This is a genomic window from Oceaniferula flava (assembly GCF_016811075.1).
GTDB classification, from domain to species: domain Bacteria; phylum Verrucomicrobiota; class Verrucomicrobiia; order Verrucomicrobiales; family Akkermansiaceae; genus Oceaniferula; species Oceaniferula flava.
Genome location: NZ_JAFBGL010000013.1, coordinates 1 through 18,880 on the forward strand (window position 1 = coordinate 1; position 18,880 = coordinate 18,880).

Below are 18,880 nucleotides of genomic sequence, written 5' to 3' on the forward strand. Positions count from 1 at the left end.
TTCGGAGCGGCGGGCGGAACCTACTCGAAAATCGTTTCAGGTCAATATCTTTTGGCCACAAAATCACACTTTTTTGACAACAAGGCCACAACCCATTGTTTTACAAGGGTTCCAAGAATCCATTTTTTTGAGCCTCCAAGAGGGAATGGTGGTGAATTACGTCTATCTATTCAACTCAGATGCAGTTTTGTGTCGTTTTGGTCATTTGGAATGCCATTTAAGCACTCTCTATTACGCGGACAACTGCCATATGAGCTTCTGAGTCTTACTCCAACGCTTGCAGATAGCGTGCCACTTATTGATTAATATGGGGTTAGCTATATGAAAGTGTGATTGAACGCCTCCACCAAGAGGGAATCGCCCTAGATCCATTGCCACTGGTTTTTCCTAGACAGCAAGCCAGTTCCCGTATGGTTTAAGGGCGGTTTAAGAACCACCTATACTACTACATATGAAACGAGAACGTATCCTCAAAGGTGCCGGTCTGGCATCTCTCATCATCGGCGCAGTGGCATTCAGCAGCTGCGGTAAGACAGAAAACAGCGACAGCTCAGCGGACGAATCCGCCAAGGTGCTGCGCTTTTCAGCCATTCCCGACCAAGACACCACGGCCCAGTCCGAGCGATACGGCCCTGCAGCCAAGTGGCTCGCCGAGCAACTGGACATTGAAGTCGAGTTCGTGCCATCCAGCGATTACGATGCCTCGGTCACCAAATTTGAAAACGGCGACATCCAACTGGCCTGGTTCGGTGGAGTTTCCGGAGTGAAAGCTCGCAATGCGGTCGAAGGATCCCGCGCTCTGGTTTCAGGAGCAAAAGACCTCAAGTTCAAGTCCTACTTTGTTGCCCACCCATCGACTGGACTGACCAAGTCCGACGAATTTCCCACTGCGATGAAAGGCAAGACCTTCACTTTCGGAAGTGCGGGTTCCACTTCCGGCTGCATCATGCCGGCTCACTTCATCGTCAAAAACACCGATACCGGCCCTCTCGACTTCTTCAGCAAGGTCGGTTTCTCCGGCGCACATGACAAAACAGCCCTGCAGGTGCAAGCTGGCACCTTTGAAGTAGGCGCGATGAACTTCAGCACATATGAGCGTATGGTAAAGGAAGGCACCATCGCCCCCGAAAAGTGCCCCGTCATCTGGGAAACGCCCACCTACGCCGACTACAACTTCACCGCCAGTGGTGAACTGGACAAGACCTTTGGCGAAGGCTTCACCGACAAGCTTCAAGAACTGCTTGTGAACTGCAAGGACCCCGCTGTCCTGAAGGCTTTTGATCGCGACGGATTCGTTCAGGTCGACAATGCCACCTTCCAAGGCATCGCCGATGTGATGAAAAGTGTGAAGTTGAAATAACTTCGCGTCTCGAGACTCCAATCAAGACCGAGGTGGCCAGCTGCCTCGGTCTTCCTTTTCTCTTTTAAGCGAACCCAAACGACACTGCAGCATGTCTGTCCACCTTAAACAGCTTGGCCACCGTTACGGCGAGCACCGTGCGCTGCACGACATCTCACTGGATATCAAGGCCGGTGAACAAGTCGCCCTAATCGGCCCTTCCGGCTGCGGCAAAACCACCCTGCTGCGGCTCATCGGCACGCAGATGATTCCAACAGAAGGCAGCGTTGAAGTCCTGTCCCAGCACCCGGCCGAACTGAATACTCACACGCTGCGGCAGCTTCGACACCAAATAGCCACCATCCCCCAACATCTTGGGCTGGTTCCCAATGTGCGAGTAATTCGCAATGTCCTCAACGGAGGACTCGGCAAGCTGGGGCTGATGGATACGGTGCGGCAGAGCCTGACACCGAGTCGACAAGAACGGCAGATGGCTCATGAATTGTTAGACCGCGCCGGTATTGGCGAAAAACTTTACGATCGCACCGACAGCCTGTCCGGAGGCCAGCAGCAGCGGGTAGCCGTGGCTCGCGCACTCTATCAAAAACCATCCATCATTCTCGCCGACGAGCCGGTTTCCGCCGTCGATCCCATGAGGGCACGTGACATGATCCGCCTGCTGATCGATCTCTCGAAGCAGGAAGAGATCACCTTAATTGTCTCCATTCACAATCTTGAGCTCGCACGTGAATTCTTCCCTCGATTGATCGGGCTCCGTGCCGGACAGCTCGCTTTTGACTCCGCTGTGAGTGAACTCAGCGATGAACAATGCAGGGCCCTCTATCAACTCGACCATGACGCCTGAGCCTCATCGACCACTCGGCAGTTCGTTCAGTGGGCGCAAGCTCACGGTTCTAGGTCTGTTAGTCACACTGCTTCTCTCCAGCTGGTGGCTCGGCCCGCTGCATGAAGATTTGAGCACAGGAAAAAGCGACGGTCTTCTCGAGGCCGCTTTGCACCCGGGCTTCAGCGACCAGAGCCGGAGCCTACCAGACGATGCCACTCCCTTCATGGAGCGCATCCTCGGAGAGCTCGGCAGCACGATTCGCTACGCCATCATCGCGATGAGCATGGCAGTGCCGACAGGTATTCTGTTAGGACTAGCAGCATCGACATCCTGGTGGCCAGACCGCGGACGCATCCGGCTTATACTCCGCCCGATCTACCTCTTCACCCGAACCTTCATCACGCTGATGCGTTCGATTCACGAGTTGATCTGGGCCTTGCTTTTTGTCTCCGCCATCGGCAGTGAACCGATCACCGCCTGTGTGGCTTTGACGCTCCCCTTCGGTGGCACACTCGCCAAAGTTTTTTCAGAAATCATCGACGAGCAACACAAAGCTGCGCGCGAGCAGCTAGTCACTTCTGGTGCCAGACCTATGCAGGCGTTTTTTGCCAGCATCCTGCCCCAAGCCGTGCCGGACATGACCACTTACACACTTTATCGCTTCGAGTGTGCATTGCGATCCTCAGCCGTGTTAGGCTTCATCGGTATCGAAACGATTGGCCTCTCCATCAAGCGATCTTTTGAAAACAACTTTTACAACGAGCTATGGACCGAGCTCTACCTTTTGATCATCGTGATCATTGCAGTCGATCTGTTAGGTTCCTTGCTACGTTATCGTCTCAACACCATCCCCTCACGCACGAAGGCACTCAGCCAATCGCCCGACATCGATGAACTGAAGAAAAAAGCTCCCCGCTGGCAGCTCACGCGCATCCTTGGCTGGGCCACCATTCTACTGATTACCCTCTCCTGGTTTCCCAACTTGGCCGGGATTCAAGCGGAAGAGCTGACCAAGGCCCCAATTGGAAAGTCCCGCTCCGAACGAATGGAGACCTTTGGCAAGCGTCTCACTCCAGCTCCGGTGCGTGAGAGTGGCGACTGGGCAGATGCGATCCCCTGGGCGCAAGAACTTTGGACAACCAGTGGCAAGGCCGCTCTGCTGAATACCGTCGCGATGGCAACAGCCGCCATCATCCTCTCAGGCTTCGCGGCCTGGATCATGATCCCCTGGGCTAGCAGAGCTCTGGCCACCGCTCATCCTCTCGGCCTTTTCAATGGAAAGTTCAGTTGGCTCAAATCCACGGTGTGGAAATCCACAGGTTTTCTAACAAGGTCGCTATTCATCATCAGCCGAGCCATTCCGGAATACATTTATGCCTACCTGCTGATTGGCATTCTCGGTATCAGCGCGTGGCCACTGGTCATTGCGCTCGCCTTACACAACTTTGGCATCCTTGGCCGACTTTGGGGTGAGGTGATGGAAAACCAGCCAGCAGCCAGGGCGCAGCATGTGATCTTACACGGTGGCAGTCGCTGGCAGAGCTACCTCGCGAGCTACATGCCGGAAAGTTTCAACCGCTTCCTCATGTATCTCTTCTACCGCTGGGAAACCTGTGTGCGAGAAGCCACCATCCTCGGCATGTTAGGGGTGGCCTCACTCGGCTATGAAATTCAAATTGCACGCAACTTCTCACGCGCTTACGACGAGATGTTCTTCTTCGTCCTGTTAGGAGCGGCGATCGTCTTTGTTGGCGACCTTGTGTCCCTCGCACTGCGATACAAACTCCGCAATGACTAGCCCCCTGCCCCAAATGAACGGCTCAGCGCCAGTCGGGGTTATCCTCTTTCTCAAGGTCAATCCGGTCGGCGAGATTGCGGGCTTTCACACGGTGATCGCGCTTGGCACGTCGTTCGGATAGCTGGCGCAACTTTTTCTGACGCTTCTCCAGCTTTTCAATTTCCTCATCGAGTTTGAGATAGCTTTCGTAGCGACCTTCATCCAGTTCGCCCGATTCCACGGCGGCGCGGATGGCGCAGCCTTTGTCGTTGCCATGTTTACAATCGTGAAACTTGCACTGGGCGGTCAGTGCCTCGACATCGGCAAAGCTTTCTCGCAGCGTTTGCTCATCGGTCCACATCTGGATCTCGCGCATCCCAGGGTTATCGATCAAAATCCCACCGTCATCCAACAAGATCAACTCGCGTGCGGTGGTAGTGTGGCGCCCTTTGCCGGTGGCTTCATTGACATCACCAGTCCACTGAAACTCTTCACCTAACAACTGGTTCACCAAGGTTGATTTGCCCACTCCACTGGATCCGACCATCGTGATTGAGACTCCGGGTTGGAGGTAATTCTTAAGCACTTCCAAGCCCTCATCCCTGACGGCGGAAGTGACAAAAACATCGGCCTCATCGTCGAGCTCGCGAATGATCTCGGCGGCCTCCTCGCTTTGCTCCGCAGGGAACATATCCGATTTATTGACCAGAACCACGGCCTTGGAGCCACTGCGGCGAATGAGCATGAAGTAGCGTTCCATGCGGCGCGGGTTAAAATCCGATCCGGCATCGGTGACCACCACCACCACGTTGACATTGGCGGCAATCACCTGCTCCATGGTGCTTTTCCCAGGGAGTTTCCGGGAAAAGCAGGTTTGCCGCGGCAGGCGCGCGCGGATCATGTTCTCGCCATCTTCGTTTTTGGCAAGCTCCAGGGCCACCCAGTCTCCGACGGCCGGCAGTTCGGCATCGGACGAGGCATCATGATACACCTTACCGCTCATCACCACTTCACGTTCGCAAACGTCCTCCTCATCATCGATGAAGAGTGCCCCGTAGGTGATTTTATTATCGCGGATGAGGCGTGCCGGCACGCATTTCTTCAGAGAAAGCTTATCAAAGTCTTTCTGAAATTCTGTGTTCCAGCCGAGGTCGTTGAGAGTCACTCGAGTTTTTTAGACAGGATTCACACGATTGGGCAGGCTTTTTTTACTGCCGTCCTTCATCGACGTCGATGAAATCGAAGAAGGTGATGATATCGTCTCGGTCGTTCCACCCGGCCTCGTCCTTGCGGAATGCGAGGCGATCGGTCATGTCGTCACGATAGCCACGGCTCTGCATGTAGCTGTTCCACCAAGTGAGTTCGAGCTCGCCGCGCGGGTTTCCATTTTCCCGGCACCATGCCAGAGCCTCTTCATCAGAGGCTCCGCCTAACACCTTGTCCCGAAGGTCGGTGTAGTCCACGCCCAGGAACTGACAGGTCCACAGGTCCATGCCCCCGCCCAGATTCTCGATGTAATCACTTTCGAGCTTTCCTTCCGAGTGCAGACGGATCTTGTCACACAATCGGGGGAAATAGAGCATTCCATTGATTTCATCGCGCGGGCTTCTTGGGGCTTGGTAGTCAGACATGTCAGATCTCCGGTGTTCGGGTGGATGGTGATGACCGAGGGATGACTACTCGGAGTAGGCTTCCATGCCTGCGCAGGAGCAGACCAGGTTGCGGTCGCCGTGCACATTATCAATCCGACCGACTGCTGGCCAGAATTTATGATCGCGCTGAGCGGGCATTGGATAGGCGGCTTGCTCACGACCGTAGGAGTGCGTCCAGCTATCGCTGATGACCATCTCGGCGGTGTGCGGTGCATTTTTCAGCACGTTGTCCTCTTTATCGCTGCGACCATCGATCACGGCCTGGATTTCATCGCGGATGGAAATCATCGCATCGCAGAACTTATCAAGCTCGGCTTTAGACTCGGACTCGGTGGGCTCAATCATCAGAGTGCCGCCGACCGGCCAACTCATGGTGGGTGAATGGTAGCCGTAATCCATCAGACGCTTGGCGACATCCTCCACCGTGATTCCGCTCGCATCGGAGACAGGGCGAAGATCGATAATGCACTCGTGCGCGACCAGGCCTTTGTTGCCGGTGTAGAGCACAGGGAAGGAATCGTCCAGACGCTTGGCCACGTAGTTCGCATTGAGAATGGCCATCTTGGTGGCTTCGGTGAGGCCATCGGCACCCATCATGGCGATGTACATCCACGAAATGGTGTTGATACTCGCACTACCATAAGCGGCGGAGCAAACCGGATCGGCTTCATTTTCCATCATCTGGTGCCCGGGAAGATAAGGAACCAGCTGCTCGGCCACACCAATCGGGCCAACGCCTGGTCCACCACCGCCGTGAGGGATGCAGAAGGTTTTATGCAAATTCAAGTGGCACACATCCGCGCCGATTTGGCCGGGGCTGGTGAGTCCCACCTGCGCATTCATGTTTGCGCCATCCATGTAAACCTGACCGCCGTTCGCGTGGATCGCCTCGCAGATTTCCACGATCGTTTCCTCGTAAACTCCGTGAGTCGAAGGATAGGTAATCATCAGGGCTCCCAAGTTATCTGCGTATTTTTCCGCCTTGGCCTTCAGATCGGTAACATCGATGTTGCCGGCTTCGTCACAGGCAACGGGAACCACCTTGAAGCCCACCATCACCGCTGAGGCCGGGTTGGTTCCGTGTGCGGATGTTGGGATGATGCAGATGTTCCGTTCTTCATCACCATTGGCCATGTGGTAACGGCGGATAGCTAACAGACCTGCGTATTCCCCTTGAGATCCAGCATTTGGCTGGAGGGAAACGGCGGCAAATCCGGTGATCCGAGCCAACCAGTCAGAAAGTTCATCAAGCATCGCGCGGTAGCCCACGGTCTGGTCGTCTGGAGCGAAGGGGTGAATGTTCCCCACCTCAGGCCAGCTCAGCGGCATCATTTCAGCTGTGGCGTTGAGTTTCATGGTGCAGGAACCAAGCGCGATCATGGATTCGTTCAGCGCCAGATCCTTTTTCTCAAGCCGTGCCACGTAGCGCAGCATTTCGGTCTCGGAGTGGTAAAGGTTGAACACGGGAGCGGTGCAGAAATCCGATTCACGGTTGTGAACTTCATTCCAGTTAGGTCCGTCCGCCAGTTCACTGTCGGCTTTCTCAATGCCAAAGACCTGCAGCAGGCTCTTGCCGTCTTCGCAAGTGAAGGTTTCATCGCAGGCGATGCTGACGTGATCAGCATCGACACGGCGCAGGTTGTATCCCAGCTCCACAGCTGCAGCCAAATACTCATCAGCTTTAGCTGGCACCTTGATAGTGATGGTATCGAAGAATTGATCGCTCACGAGTTCGAAGCCACCTTGGGTCAACGAAGCAGCGAGAATACGTGCGCAGGTGTTGGCTTTGTTAGCGATGCGCTTCAGTCCGTCAGGTCCGTGATAAACGGCATACATAGAAGCCATCACTGCCAACAGAACTTGAGCGGTGCAGATGTTAGAGGTCGCTTTATCGCGGCGGATATGCTGCTCACGAGTCTGCAATGCCAGACGGTATCCCGGTTTCCCTTGGGCATCGACCGAGACACCAATGAGGCGGCCGGGCATCTTACGTTTCAGTTTGTCCGTGCAGGACATGAACGCAGCGTGTGGACCGCCAAAGCCGAATGGCACGCCGAAGCGCTGGCTGTTACCCACGCAGATATCGGCACCAAATTCGCCAGGAGCGCGCAGGACGGTGAGAGCTAACAGATCAGCAGCCACAATGGCCAAGGCCCCGGCAGCGTGTGCTTTCTCGACAAACTCACTGTAGTCCTCGATGGTTCCGAGGGTGTCTGGGTATTGCACCAGAACGGCAAAAAGTCCCTCACAAGCTGCGGGGTCGAAGCTTTTCCAATCGCCCACCTCGATTTGAATTCCCAAAGGCTCTGCCCGGGTTTTTACCACATCGATGGTTTGCGGATGACAGCTATCAGCCACAAACATCGTGGTGCCTTTACGATTACCTGACTTGGCCAGTGCCATGGCTTCGGCAGCGGCGGTGCCTTCGTCTAACAAAGAAGCTCCGGCAACATCAAGACCTGTGAGATCCGAGATCAATGTCTGGAAATTCAGCAGAGCTTCGAGACGACCTTGGGCAATCTCGGCCTGATAAGGGGTGTAGGCGGTGTACCAACCTGGATTTTCCAGAATGTTCCGCTGGATCACGGGAGGCACGATGGTGCCGCTGTATCCTTGACCGATGAAACTCTTGAGAACTTTATTTTCCCCCATGATCCCGCGCAAGCGATCGAGTGCTCCAGTTTCACTGAGTGCGTCAGGAAGTTCGAGAGGTGCCCCGCCGCGGATGTTGGCCGGCACAGCGTCTTCGATCAGATCGACGATGCGATCATAACCGAGTTCTTTAATCATCGACTCACGGGTGTCACCTACGCTGCCTACATGGCGGCTACAGAAATTATTATACATGGGAAATTAGTTAGATTGAGAAAGTGTTAAATGAATACAGGCGTGCCGAAGCACGCCTGATAGTAAATATTTAGTGGGACATGGCAGAAATCAGCCAATAAGACCTTTGTAGCCTTCGGCATCCATTAGAGCCTCGACGGTGGCGACATCGTTGACACGCACTTTGAAGATCCAGCCGGCACCATAAGGATCGGTGTTCACCAGAGCTGGGTCAGCTTCCAGATCGGCGTTGCCTCCGACGATTTCACCGGCGATTGGGCAGTAGATATCACTGGCAGCTTTCACGGACTCGACCACAGCGACCGGGTCTCCCGCATCGCAGCTACGGCCATCATCAGGGAGTTCGACAAAAACAACATCGGTCAGTTCCTCTTGGGCGTGATCGGTAATGCCGACTGTGGCGATACCGTCTTCAAGGAGGATCCACTCGTGATCGGAGGTGTAGCGAAGATTATCTGGGACGTTCATAATATAAAAGGTGTCTGATTGTTTGGTTATTTATTTCTGCACTGGATTAGCCCTTCTTGTAAAAGGGTTTTTTTACGACTTTAGCTTCAAATTTTCGGCCTCGGACATCGATATCGACCAAGGTTCCCAGCTTGGCGCTGGCGACGGGGAGATAGGCCATACCGATCCCCTCGCGCAGGCTTGGGGAGAGCACCCCACTGGTGAGTTCGGACAGCAGCTCGCCGTCCTTAGAGTAGACCTCGTAATGGGCACGAGGTGGCGCCCCCTTGCCGGTGTATTTGAGAGCGACCAAGCGCTCTTTCAAGCCATCCTCCTTCTGTTTCACCAGGACATCGCGACCAATGAAGTCTCCTTTTTCCAAGGCGCAAAAGAAGCCGAGGCCGGCTTCGATCGGGGTGCGGGTCGGCGCGAGATCCGAGCCATTGAGTGGGTAACAAACCTCCAGACGCAGGGAATCGCGAGCGCCCAGGCCACAGGGTTTGGCACCAGCGTCGATGTATTTCTGGAACCAGGCGCTACCATTGGCAGCCGAGCTGAAAAATTCATAGCCGTCCTCGCCGGTGTAGCCGGTGCGGCAAACGACGAGTGACTCGCCATCCTGCTCCCAGATGTCCATGCCATTGCGGGCCGGCAGTTCACGTCCGGGGAAGAGCTTGGCAAATAGTGCGGTCGAGTTCGGTCCCTGCACCGCCATCCCTGCCCAAGCATCACTCTCGTTGGTGAGCGTCAAGCCACCTGCGAGGTGCTTATCGAGCCATGCGTAATCGACATCGATCATGGAGGCATTCACCACTAGGAAGATTTTGCCTTCGGCCTGGCGGTAGATGATCAAGTCATCGATCACACCACCGTCTTCATTCAACATGAAAGTGTATTGCCCCTGACCGACTTCGAGTTTTGAAACGTCGTTGGCCAGAATGGTATTGAGCCATGCCTCGGCGCCTTCGCCTTCGAGGAAAAACTGACCCATGTGGGAAATATCGAAAATTCCGACATCCTCTCGCACCGCGGTGTGTTCATCAATGATGCTGGTGTATTGAACGGGCATATTCCAGCCAGCGAAAGGAATCATTTTCCCACCCAGTTCAACGTGAAGGGCGGCCAATGGTGTCTCTTGGATATTTTCACTCACGCGGCGGAGAATGTGTGTCATACCTTCACTTGTCAAATCAAGATAGCTGGCTAATTTCGACTTATGCCAAATCCAAAGCAATCTCTAAGAGAGCTACCCGCCGTAGAAATCTTGGTTAAAGCCCTCTGTTTGCAATGCCCCCTGCCCCGCGCCCTAGTCACGACCTTCGTCCAACGGGAGCTCTATCAGTGGCGACAAAAAATTCTATCAGGCGCCACACCGAGTCGGGTGGAGATTGAAAAAGAGATCGCAGCATCGTTAAAAACCTTTGCCGCGAGCCGACTGCAACCCGTCATCAATGCCACAGGCGTTATCATTCACACCAACTTGGGCCGATCCCCTTTGGGCCGTGAAGCTGCGAACACCCTCACGGAGATAGCAACCGGCTACTGCAACCTCGAATTCAACCTGCCAGACGGAGCTCGGGGGAAGAGGGCCGGCTATTTGGAAACCGCCCTGGCATCATTGTTAGAAGCCGAAGCAGCCACCGCAGTGAACAACTGTGCAGCTGCCTTGGTGCTAACACTGCGGCACCTCTGCGTGGGTGATAAAAACGAAGTGATCGTCTCGCGCAGTGAGCTGGTGGAAATTGGTGGAGGGTTCCGAATCCCTGAAATTCTGGAAACATCGGGAGCCAAACTCGTGGAAGTGGGAGCCACCAACAAAACCAACCTCAACGACTACGCCAAAGCGATCACAGCGAACACCGCGATGATCCTCAAGGTTCACCGATCCAACTTCTACATCGGTGGCTTTACCGAAGAACCCGAGGTCAGTGATCTCGCCAAGCTCGCGCATGAGCACCAATTACCACTGGTCGAAGACATCGGCTCCGGAGCCATGATGAATACGGATGAGCTAGCCCCCATCGATCATGAACCGACCCCACAACAAGCACTCCGTAATGGCATCGACCTCGTCTGTTTCTCCGGTGACAAATTGTTAGGCGGCCCTCAATCCGGCATTATTGCAGGCAACAAAGAACTGGTGGCCGGCATCAAAAAAGAGCCCTTTTTCCGCGCTGTCCGCTGTGACAAACTGATCCTCACCGTGCTGCAGGAATGCATCGATACCTACTTGGCAAACAAATCCTCCGGAGGAACCTTCGGAGTGCCCGCCTTGGAATTCATCTCGGAAAATGTGGCAACACTTCGCGAACGGGCCGAGCAAATCATCTCCCGCCTGCCGGGCAGCGCACAGAGCTGCTGCGAAGTGGTCGAAACCATCGCCCGCACCGGTGGAGGCACCATGCCGAAATCGGAAATCCCATCTGTAGCGATCGCGATCTCCCCAACTAAGATTTCAGTCAACCGACTGGCTACCCTCCTGCGAACCGGCGATCGCGCCATCGTTGGTGTGGTCGTCGAAAGCCAACTGCGTCTGGACCTACGCACTGTCTTCGCCCATCAAGATGATTGCTTAGTCGAAGCCCTGGAACAAGTCCTCTAAGCCCTACCCTCTTTTCTATTCCATCACCCAAGAAAAAAGCGGAGCAGTCGATGACTGCTCCGCTGGATTGATCTTGATACGTGATGAAGTTGCCTAAGCTTAACCCTCCTTACGCTCAGGAGCGTATTTGGTGAACTTCTTGTGATCGGCATTCAGTGGCTTCACTTTATCGAAGCCAGCTTGCAGATAGAGCTGCACCAGAGCACCCGCTTCAGTGAGGCGCTGATAGCCCACACCGTTCTGGTTTTCATCATCGGTGCCCCAGTTCCGGATAGCGAGCTGCACCTCCGGGTCTTTGTGGTAAATACCGAGACAGTTACTCGCGGCTGCGACCACCAACTCCACCGAAGCGGTGAAATCAGCGGTGAGGGTGACGTTGTATGAATTCAGAGCATCGGTGATCAGCTTGGGATTCTTCTTAGCGAGGTTCTCGAGAGCGAGACCGTGGCAGTAGGCGATCTGAGCGCGTTGGCTACCAGTCACCTTGCGCTCGCGCCAATCTTTGGCGAGACGATCCAAACGATCCCAGTCCTTCAGGCGGACGGCTTCCCAGAAAGCATTCACTTCCAGCTGCTGCAAGTGATGCTCGCGAGTCAGACCCTCTTTGCGGAACTTCTCCATCGCGGAGCTCAGGCCGCTGAGATCGAAGGTTCTGCGCATGCACTCCATGGCATAGAAACCAGAGAGAGTTGCGAAGTTGTTCGGTGCTGTATCGACGTTCTTATACGCCTCTTGGCACTCGAGGAACTTGGCCTTGGCCTCATCATATTTCCGTCCCTCGTAGAGAGCCATTGCCTCTTCGAAAAGTGGCACTTTGTAGAAGTAGATGGAGGTCACCGCGTCCGGTCCTTTACGAGCGCGGTTCAAATCGCGCTCGTTGAGTTTGTAGGTGACGTATCCACGTTTGTAATCGACGACCAATACATCGTCGTGTGAGCCGTCTTTATACATAAGACGGGCGGGCGCTTCCAGGGCGGAGGCGATGGGCGCGACTGCGAGCAGCAGCGCTGAGGTGATCATAGAGCGAATATTCATAGCTAGTTTGATTAGTTCGACGTTAATTGATTAATGAGTATGAAATAGCAGACGCTGCGATTAGTCGTTACTGCGACCACGGCGACGGTTTTCCGCCTGCTCTTTCTTGATTTCCTCCATGGTTTTCACCTGGCCGGTTGACTCAAACTCCTTGACCAAAGCAGCCATATCATCCCAGACAGCCTTCTCGGCGTCGGTCATGTTTTTGTTCGTCTCGCGGATGCGACGGGTGGAGTTGATGTATTTGCTACCGATGGTTTCGTAGGCGGACTGACGATCTGATTTTGTCAGGGTGATCGCTTTCGCACCATCGCCCACAGTGGCACCGACTTCCAAGTTCCGTTCCCACATCAGTTCCATCACACGCTTAACAGCAGGTGCAGAGATGGCGATGAAGCCTGTGTAGCGGGAATAAACCATCCCATACTGGAACAGAGCGTCGTTGACCATGTTACGCTTATCGAATGACTGAGCGTAAAGGAAACTAACCTCGGCCACTTTCTTGGTGTGTTTCTCATCGAGATACTGACGGGCCGTTTTACCCACAGCCTCCCAATCGTCCAACTTGGCATTGATCTCGACCATGCGGAAGAGTGCCTTTTCTTGAGTTGTTGGATCATCGTTGGCTGAGGAGTGCACACGCTCGAGGCTCACCAAGGCCTTCTTATTATCCGATGGAGCATCGGAAGCGCCCATGACATCGGCGATACCCAAGAGGGCTTTGAACTCCATGCCGGTCTTGTCCTTACGACCCAGAAGCTCTTCGTAGTATGGCAGCGACTGCTTGGGCGCGGATGTTTTCTCACGCAGGTAGTCGCCCACACGGATGAGCACGAAGTTGGTCAGGTCTTTAGGTTGGAACTGGCTGCGCAGATCGGTGAAGAGAGCTTTGATACCGGCTTCATAGCGCAGCAGCTGATCTTCCTTCTTATCCTTGGCGGCTGTCTTCAGCTGCTCTTCGAAGACGCCGATGAGGGCGATACGAAGCAAGGCCAAAGTCCGCTTGTCACTGAGGTCAATGCCAGGGAAGTTGTAGTATTTTTCCTTCAGCTTCTCGGGAGTATTGCCTTTAACAGCGAGGAAAGCATCGGAGTAAGCGTTAACAACCTCTTCGAGGAAGGCTTGGCGTTTCTTGCCAGCCAACTCGGTGATCATTGCCTGAAGGTTATCGAGACCTTCTTGTTCACGACCAGCAGCGCGCAGTGCGGGCATTCCGTAAACCACAACCTGTGGTTTGTAAGGAGAGTCGCTGTATTCCTTGATGAATTTATCGTAGAACGGAATCGCGTCCTTGATGCGTGGATTCGGCTTCTTGTCGATCTTCTCAGTGCCGAGCATACCAACGAGGTAGCTGAGTGCCTCACCAGCGACGATTTCATTGTCGCGTTTCTCGGCTGTTTCCAGAGCGAGATTGTAGTATTTCTCAGCTTCGTCACGATTGCCGGTGCTCTCGAAAATGTTGCCTTTCATGTTGTAGGCCATGTCGATCACAACACTTTGTGAGAACTCACTCTCCAGGCGGTTCAACAGCGCCATGGCTGGATCATACTCGCTTTCGGAGAAGTGGCAGTTGGCGCGATCGTAGAGCGCGTTGGGCATGTAGATGTTTTTGTTCGGGTCCTTATATTTGGCCAAGAACTCGTCCAGCAACTTCGCCGCCTTGTCCCAGTATTGCAGGCGAGTCAGGTTCGAACCTTGGAAATACTCGGAGTGCATGATGAAGTTACTCTTTGGATAGTCCTTCACATGCTGCTCAAGGAACGGCTGAGCTTTTTCAAAGTTGCCGAGGTAGAAGTGGCTACCACCGAGGACGAAAAGACAGATGTCGTGCTGCTCGGAAGGCTTGGGAACCTTGTCGATCAGGACTTCTGCCACTTCGAGACTCTTCTTATACTCACCGCCGAAGAAGAGGCTGGAAAGCATCAGCTGGCGGACGGCTTCCACCTTGTCGCTGTCAGGGAAGTCTCTGAGGAAAATGCTGCCGTAGTGCTCCGTGGTGAGGTTCTCACCGATGAGGGAGGACACGCGCACCAGGTTAAACAGGTTTTGCTCACGCTTGCTGCTTTTCTTGTAGTAAAGCTCAAGCTGCTCGAGCGATCCGAAGACACCGCGTTGGTTGCTGGCTTGATCGTGCAGATAGGTCATGGCGGAGAGCACCTTGACGTCGTCAGGATCGCCGGAGCGAAGTTTCTCACGCAGTTTTTCGAGTCCCTTGCTCAGGCGGTCGGCATCGATGATGGCCTGACCGTCGACAATGCCGCGGCGCTCACCCAACTGGTCGAGACGCACCTTGATGTCCTGGATGGCTTCCTCGGTTCCGGGAACCAGAGCGTAGAGGTTGAAGGCGGCGACAAACATGTCGGCTTCGAGTGCGTTGCCCGCCAGCTTCAGGAAGACTGGGGTGAACTCATACATTTGGTAGGGTGACAGAGTGATGTCGGCGCGGTTTTTGTTGAGGAAATCAACCATCGCAGCCTCGTCTTTCTCCTTGATCACGGCTTGGGAAAGCGAGAGGAATCCGGCGACGATGCCTGCATCCTGAGTTCTCATCTTCTCCTTGTTCTTCAGTGCCGTCTCAAAGTGGCGGATCCCCTGGGGAATCTGAGGTTTTTCCATCAGGAAGTGGCAGATTGCCAGGTTGATGTAGAAACCTCCGGGAGTAGGAAGGATTTTATCGCGCCCCTTGTCGCGCTCGTTGAGGAACTTCTGGTAGAGCTTGATGGCCTCTTTGTATTCCTGTTTTCCCATGCTGGCCTCAGCCCAACGCTGCAGAGCGGCTTTGTGCGAGGTGTTGGTGGTTTTCGGCATACCGGACGCACCGTTAGGGTATTTCTTGTAGCAAGTTTCGAAAGATTTGGCGGCTGCATCGAACCATTTTTTCGCCTCTTCCTTCTTATTGCCCCGCTTGGCGATGTCCGCGAGCTTCAGCTCACAGAGGCCCTTGCGGTAGTAGATGACACCAAATTTCGGCCCGTAAAGTAAGGGAGCGCGTGCCGCGTAGCTGGTGACGATACGCGTGAAGATGGCTTGGCATTTGTCGTATTGCTTTTCTTTCCACGCCTGGTTTGCCTGGGTCATCTGAGTGTTCAGATCCTGAGCCTTGGCGGTGGAGAAACTAGCAACCCACGCGACCGCGCACATTACCAGTAATCGGCTGATAGAACTATGGCTAAACTTCGTATTCATGAGTGATTCGTTGTGTGTAATTTAGATGGGAGGGAGAGATAGGATAAAAATGGGAGAAGTAAGTGAGGGTAAGATAGAAATAAAAATACTCCAGCGGATATTCAGCGAAAGCCCGCCGGAAGATTCTTTTTTTGTAATGAACAGACACGCTTCACCTTGATGCGCGATCGTCAGAGTGACGCCCGACGCTTGAGGAAAAGCGATTATCTGTGACGTTGATTACAACGCAGACCCTCGAATGTTTCTTAGATTAAACGGAAGAACTCCCCACTGCCGTGAGGCAAGTGGAGAGTTCGAAATTCAACCTAAGGGGTGTCGACGAGGTCGGTGAATGTAACACTCTGCACCTTCGCACTTGCGAGGCAGTTGAGCACATCGACCACCCGTTGCTGCATCGCTTCCGGGTCAGCCCAGATTTGCACCATAGGCTGCTTACCGCCCGCCTTGGCAGCTCCGGCATAAGTGTCCAGACGCTCCTTGAGCATGGGCAACTTGCGCACATTAGGGTCAGAGTCCAGAGCTTCTTGGGATGGACCGGTGTTGATGTAGATGGTTCCGCTTTTGTCCACCTTGATGAACATTGGCTGAAGTTCCGGTGTATCAGTCGATGGAGCCGCAGCAGGAAGCTGCATTTTCAAATCCTGTTCACGCGGTTGAATGGTAGTGGTCACCAAGAAGTAAATCAGGAGCAGGAAACAAACATCAATCAATGATGAAATGTCCAAGCCTGGTTCATCTTCTTCGAGATTATCAGATGTCTTTTTACGAGCCATGGGAAATTATGTGTTAAATGAGCGGTTGAATGGGTTAGTTTTTCTCAAATCCGTAGACTGAGAAGACCACGTTATCGACACCGGCGTTGGCGGATGCACGGATGACGGTGCGAACGTATTTGAAGGAAACTCCCTGGTCACCACGAAGGTGGATGATCGGTTTGAGTCCTTTCCCCTCTTCAACCAGTTTCTTTTCCTTCACATACTCGGTGATTGCCTCCTCGTCGTCAAACTTCGTGGTGGCGGTCTCGGCATAGAACGAGCCGTCCTTACGAACGTTGATAACGATGCGGCCTTTGCCGTCCTTGGGTTTTTTAGAGCTGTCTGCGACCGGTGGGTCGACGTTCGGGTCCTGCTTCACCACGATCACCGTAGAGGCGACAATGAAGAAAATCAGGAGCAAGAACACCATATCGATCATTGGCGACATGTCCACCTGCAGCTCATCGTCTGAGCCGTTGGCGCTGTTGCGTAATTTACTAGATGCCATAGTTTGATTCCTTTCGTATTGGGCTGTTTGGTTCTTCGCCAGTCAATCAGGAGGATCGACTCTGAAGGCGAAGAGGTTTAAAAATCGCGCAACATGTCTCCATTTTGCGCGATGAGATCAGATGGGAGACGGCAATTGCCACCTCCCTATCCGGATTAAACGGCAATACCTTCAGGAATCTTAGCCAGATGTGCGTCTCCGTTGACGGTCTGGATGGATGCGTTAAGCAGTTCCTCGGCAGTGTGGTGACACTCGGCGACGAGGTTGTTGAGTTTGTTTTTGAAGAAGAAGTAAGCAGTCAGGGATGGGATGGCAGTCACCAGGCCCCAAAGGGTGGTCAACAGAGCCACGGAGATGTCACCGGCCAGTGAGGCTGGGTCAGCAGATCCGTCACCGCTAGCCAGTGTGCCGAACGCACCCACCATACCAAGAACGGTTCCGAACAGTCCCATCATCGGAGCTGCCTGAGCGATCAGGGAGATGTAGTTGATCAGAGTCATGCTCTTGCGGTTTTCGTTGATGGTGAAATCAGCGATGGCATCTTCGACGTAGTCGCGGCCGAGATCTTCAGGGCGGCGGGCATCGACGTTAGGGAGAGCGTAAGCCATCATGCGACCGAGGTAGCTTGGGTGGGAAGCACCCAGCTCAATGGCGGAACGAACACGGCAGTTCAGCATGTGATCCATCAGACCAGCCTTCAGGTCTTCCGGGCAGAACTTGGCCTTGGTCAGGTTCATGAAGTTGAACACGCAAAGAGCGATCAGAGCGAGGATCAACAGACCAATCAAAATCATTGGCCAACCACCATCGGTCACATACTTCGTTAACAAACTGGTTTCCTCAGCTGCAAACAGAGAGGAAGAGGATAGCAGCACGGTAGCTGCAGTGATAGCCACAGATTTGATAGGGCGGGATGGTGTGTTCATTCTAATGGTTTATAGGTTGTATTTGTAGGAGCTTGGAGGCTACCAATTTGGTAACCGTTGATTAAGACGATTCTGCGAATCTTATACTTAGAGTAAAGGAGGAAATTGAGAAATTAAGTAATCGCTTTTCTTTTCAAACTGACGGCTTGACTCCCCTAGTATCGGGCATTAGTGATCTTTCGCGCTGGTGCATCGACGTGTCATTGTGTCAGCAAATTACGGGTCCATAGTACAATGGATAGTATAACGGCCTCCGAAGCCGTAGATCCAGGTTCGACTCCTGGTGGACCTACCACTTTTCTTTTATCTCACCCCGTGGAGACGATCTTGATTCCGTCCCCAAGCGCCACTTGAAAGCCTAACTCATTGGCATCCAACAACGGGAAACTGAAACCGCAATAGCCGTCATTGCCGCAGGGTCACAGTGAGCGGTTCCGAACGCAGCTTTCCGATCCATATTTTCCTCCGCTCCCCCTCCTTGCTGGGGTCAATCTGATAGTGCACCACGAGCTGAAACGGCTCCTCGGGCAGCTGCTTCACCCCCTGCCACAATTGGCCACCCAGATGAACCTCCAACACATGGGATTTCCCCGCCGCCACCGTGAAAACATCCGGGTAATTTTTGTCCCATTCCTTGGCTCGCTTGCTAAGCTGCACCACTTGGCCATCAGCCAAGGTCGCCTCTAACCGTAGATTATCGTAGCCCCAGGAGCACCAATCACGCCACAGACGCAGGTCTTTTCCGGAGGTATTGTGCAGGATGATGTAGAAGGTATCCAGAGGCTTGGTGGCATAAAGCACTGCACCCTTGCCGGTTGAATATCGACTGGGAACAAGCTCGATCCGCCAATCGGCCGCCGGCTTAGCCTCCTCGGCTGCGAGCGCCGACAGCAACAGGGCCCAGACAGAGAAACACACGATAGACATTGGGGTTTTCATCCCCCAAGCCTACCATAAAC

The 18,880-nt window shown here is 53.8% G+C and carries 16 protein-coding genes and 1 tRNA gene; 6 read left to right on the top strand and 11 right to left on the bottom strand.

What is annotated here, in order from left to right; translation table 11 throughout:
• From JO972_RS15515 to JO972_RS15530, 4 genes are all read left to right on the top strand, one after another.
• Positions 1-306: hypothetical protein (locus tag JO972_RS15515; protein ID WP_309491001.1), on the top strand; the 306-nt coding region annotated here is incomplete at its 5' end.
• Positions 307-451: 145 nt separating this feature from the next.
• Complete coding sequence (locus JO972_RS15520; protein WP_309491002.1) at positions 452-1,360, top strand: putative selenate ABC transporter substrate-binding protein; 909 nt, start codon at positions 452-454, stop codon at positions 1,358-1,360.
• A 91-nt stretch (positions 1,361-1,451) separates the two neighbouring features.
• Entirely contained in the window at positions 1,452-2,204 is a 753-nt protein-coding gene (locus JO972_RS15525; protein WP_309491003.1) for a phosphonate ABC transporter ATP-binding protein, read from the top strand.
• On the top strand, positions 2,194-3,984 hold the full coding sequence (locus tag JO972_RS15530) for a PhnE/PtxC family ABC transporter permease (protein ID WP_309491004.1): 1,791 nt from the start codon (positions 2,194-2,196) through the stop codon (positions 3,982-3,984). Before JO972_RS15525 ends, JO972_RS15530 begins: the two co-directional genes overlap by 11 nt.
• Positions 3,985-4,006: 22 nt before the next feature.
• Here the strand turns inward: JO972_RS15530 and rsgA are convergent, their stop codons facing one another.
• From rsgA to gcvT, 5 genes are all read right to left on the bottom strand, one after another.
• On the bottom strand, positions 4,007-5,128 hold the full coding sequence (rsgA, locus tag JO972_RS15535; protein WP_309491005.1) for a ribosome small subunit-dependent GTPase A: 1,122 nt from the start codon (positions 5,126-5,128) through the stop codon (positions 4,007-4,009).
• Positions 5,129-5,171: 43 nt separating this feature from the next.
• Positions 5,172-5,594 (bottom strand): DUF5069 domain-containing protein, encoded by a 423-nt coding sequence (locus JO972_RS15540; RefSeq protein WP_309491006.1) that lies wholly within the window; start codon positions 5,592-5,594, stop codon positions 5,172-5,174.
• A gap of 45 nt (positions 5,595-5,639) precedes the next feature.
• A complete protein-coding gene (gene gcvP, locus JO972_RS15545; protein ID WP_309491007.1) occupies positions 5,640-8,462 on the bottom strand; it encodes an aminomethyl-transferring glycine dehydrogenase in 2,823 nt (940 codons plus the stop codon).
• A gap of 90 nt (positions 8,463-8,552) precedes the next feature.
• A complete protein-coding gene (gene gcvH / locus JO972_RS15550) occupies positions 8,553-8,930 on the bottom strand; it encodes a glycine cleavage system protein GcvH (protein WP_309491008.1) in 378 nt (125 codons plus the stop codon).
• Positions 8,931-8,976: 46 nt separating this feature from the next.
• Positions 8,977-10,083: a glycine cleavage system aminomethyltransferase GcvT gene (gene gcvT, locus JO972_RS15555; RefSeq protein ID WP_309491009.1), complete on the bottom strand. Its 1,107-nt coding sequence runs from the start codon at positions 10,081-10,083 to the stop codon at positions 8,977-8,979.
• 42 nt (positions 10,084-10,125) lie between these two features.
• On the opposite strand from gcvT, the gene selA reads away from it, so the two are divergent.
• Positions 10,126-11,511: an L-seryl-tRNA(Sec) selenium transferase gene (gene selA / locus JO972_RS15560; protein WP_309491010.1), complete on the top strand. Its 1,386-nt coding sequence runs from the start codon at positions 10,126-10,128 to the stop codon at positions 11,509-11,511.
• A gap of 99 nt (positions 11,512-11,610) precedes the next feature.
• Here selA and JO972_RS15565 read toward each other — a convergent pair whose 3' ends face one another.
• The 5 genes from JO972_RS15565 to JO972_RS15585 form a co-directional block, all read right to left on the bottom strand.
• The gene (locus JO972_RS15565) at positions 11,611-12,546 is read right to left on the bottom strand and encodes a Mul1B family putative transporter subunit (RefSeq protein ID WP_309491011.1); all 936 of its coding nucleotides are present in this window, start codon (positions 12,544-12,546) and stop codon (positions 11,611-11,613) included.
• A gap of 60 nt (positions 12,547-12,606) precedes the next feature.
• On the bottom strand, positions 12,607-15,732 hold the full coding sequence (locus JO972_RS15570; RefSeq protein WP_309491012.1) for a tetratricopeptide repeat protein: 3,126 nt from the start codon (positions 15,730-15,732) through the stop codon (positions 12,607-12,609).
• Between the two features lie 305 nt (positions 15,733-16,037).
• Positions 16,038-16,505, bottom strand: a complete 468-nt coding sequence (locus JO972_RS15575) for an ExbD/TolR family protein (protein WP_309491013.1) — start codon at positions 16,503-16,505, stop codon at positions 16,038-16,040.
• A gap of 34 nt (positions 16,506-16,539) precedes the next feature.
• A complete protein-coding gene (locus JO972_RS15580; protein ID WP_309491014.1) occupies positions 16,540-16,995 on the bottom strand; it encodes an ExbD/TolR family protein in 456 nt (151 codons plus the stop codon).
• A gap of 155 nt (positions 16,996-17,150) precedes the next feature.
• Entirely contained in the window at positions 17,151-17,921 is a 771-nt protein-coding gene (locus JO972_RS15585) for a MotA/TolQ/ExbB proton channel family protein (protein ID WP_309491015.1), read from the bottom strand.
• A gap of 220 nt (positions 17,922-18,141) precedes the next feature.
• Between JO972_RS15585 and JO972_RS15590 the strand changes: the two genes are divergently transcribed.
• A tRNA-Arg gene (locus tag JO972_RS15590) sits at positions 18,142-18,216 on the top strand.
• A gap of 110 nt (positions 18,217-18,326) precedes the next feature.
• Here the strand turns inward: JO972_RS15590 and JO972_RS15595 are convergent.
• A complete protein-coding gene (locus tag JO972_RS15595) occupies positions 18,327-18,848 on the bottom strand; it encodes a hypothetical protein (RefSeq protein ID WP_309491016.1) in 522 nt (173 codons plus the stop codon).
• Positions 18,849-18,880: the final 32 nt, after the last annotated feature.

What these genes read in the sequence shown, in the direction of transcription:
- JO972_RS15565 (WP_309491011.1), bottom strand. Translation starts at nt 12,546, where the DNA reads ATGAATATTCGCTCTATGATCACCTCAGCGCTGCTGCTCGCAGTCGCG.
- JO972_RS15525 (WP_309491003.1), top strand. Translation starts at nt 1,452, where the DNA reads ATGTCTGTCCACCTTAAACAGCTTGGCCACCGTTACGGCGAGCACCGT.
- JO972_RS15540 (WP_309491006.1), bottom strand. Translation starts at nt 5,594, where the DNA reads ATGTCTGACTACCAAGCCCCAAGAAGCCCGCGCGATGAAATCAATGGA.
- JO972_RS15520 (WP_309491002.1), top strand. Translation starts at nt 452, where the DNA reads ATGAAACGAGAACGTATCCTCAAAGGTGCCGGTCTGGCATCTCTCATC.
- JO972_RS15530 (WP_309491004.1), top strand. Translation starts at nt 2,194, where the DNA reads ATGACGCCTGAGCCTCATCGACCACTCGGCAGTTCGTTCAGTGGGCGC.
- JO972_RS15570 (WP_309491012.1), bottom strand. Translation starts at nt 15,732, where the DNA reads ATGAATACGAAGTTTAGCCATAGTTCTATCAGCCGATTACTGGTAATG.
- JO972_RS15595 (WP_309491016.1), bottom strand. Translation starts at nt 18,848, where the DNA reads ATGTCTATCGTGTGTTTCTCTGTCTGGGCCCTGTTGCTGTCGGCGCTC.
- gcvT (WP_309491009.1), bottom strand. Translation starts at nt 10,083, where the DNA reads ATGACACACATTCTCCGCCGCGTGAGTGAAAATATCCAAGAGACACCA.
- gcvH (WP_309491008.1), bottom strand. Translation starts at nt 8,930, where the DNA reads ATGAACGTCCCAGATAATCTTCGCTACACCTCCGATCACGAGTGGATC.
- JO972_RS15575 (WP_309491013.1), bottom strand. Translation starts at nt 16,505, where the DNA reads ATGGCTCGTAAAAAGACATCTGATAATCTCGAAGAAGATGAACCAGGC.
- gcvP (WP_309491007.1), bottom strand. Translation starts at nt 8,462, where the DNA reads ATGTATAATAATTTCTGTAGCCGCCATGTAGGCAGCGTAGGTGACACC.
- selA (WP_309491010.1), top strand. Translation starts at nt 10,126, where the DNA reads ATGCCAAATCCAAAGCAATCTCTAAGAGAGCTACCCGCCGTAGAAATC.
- JO972_RS15585 (WP_309491015.1), bottom strand. Translation starts at nt 17,921, where the DNA reads ATGAACACACCATCCCGCCCTATCAAATCTGTGGCTATCACTGCAGCT.
- JO972_RS15580 (WP_309491014.1), bottom strand. Translation starts at nt 16,995, where the DNA reads ATGGCATCTAGTAAATTACGCAACAGCGCCAACGGCTCAGACGATGAG.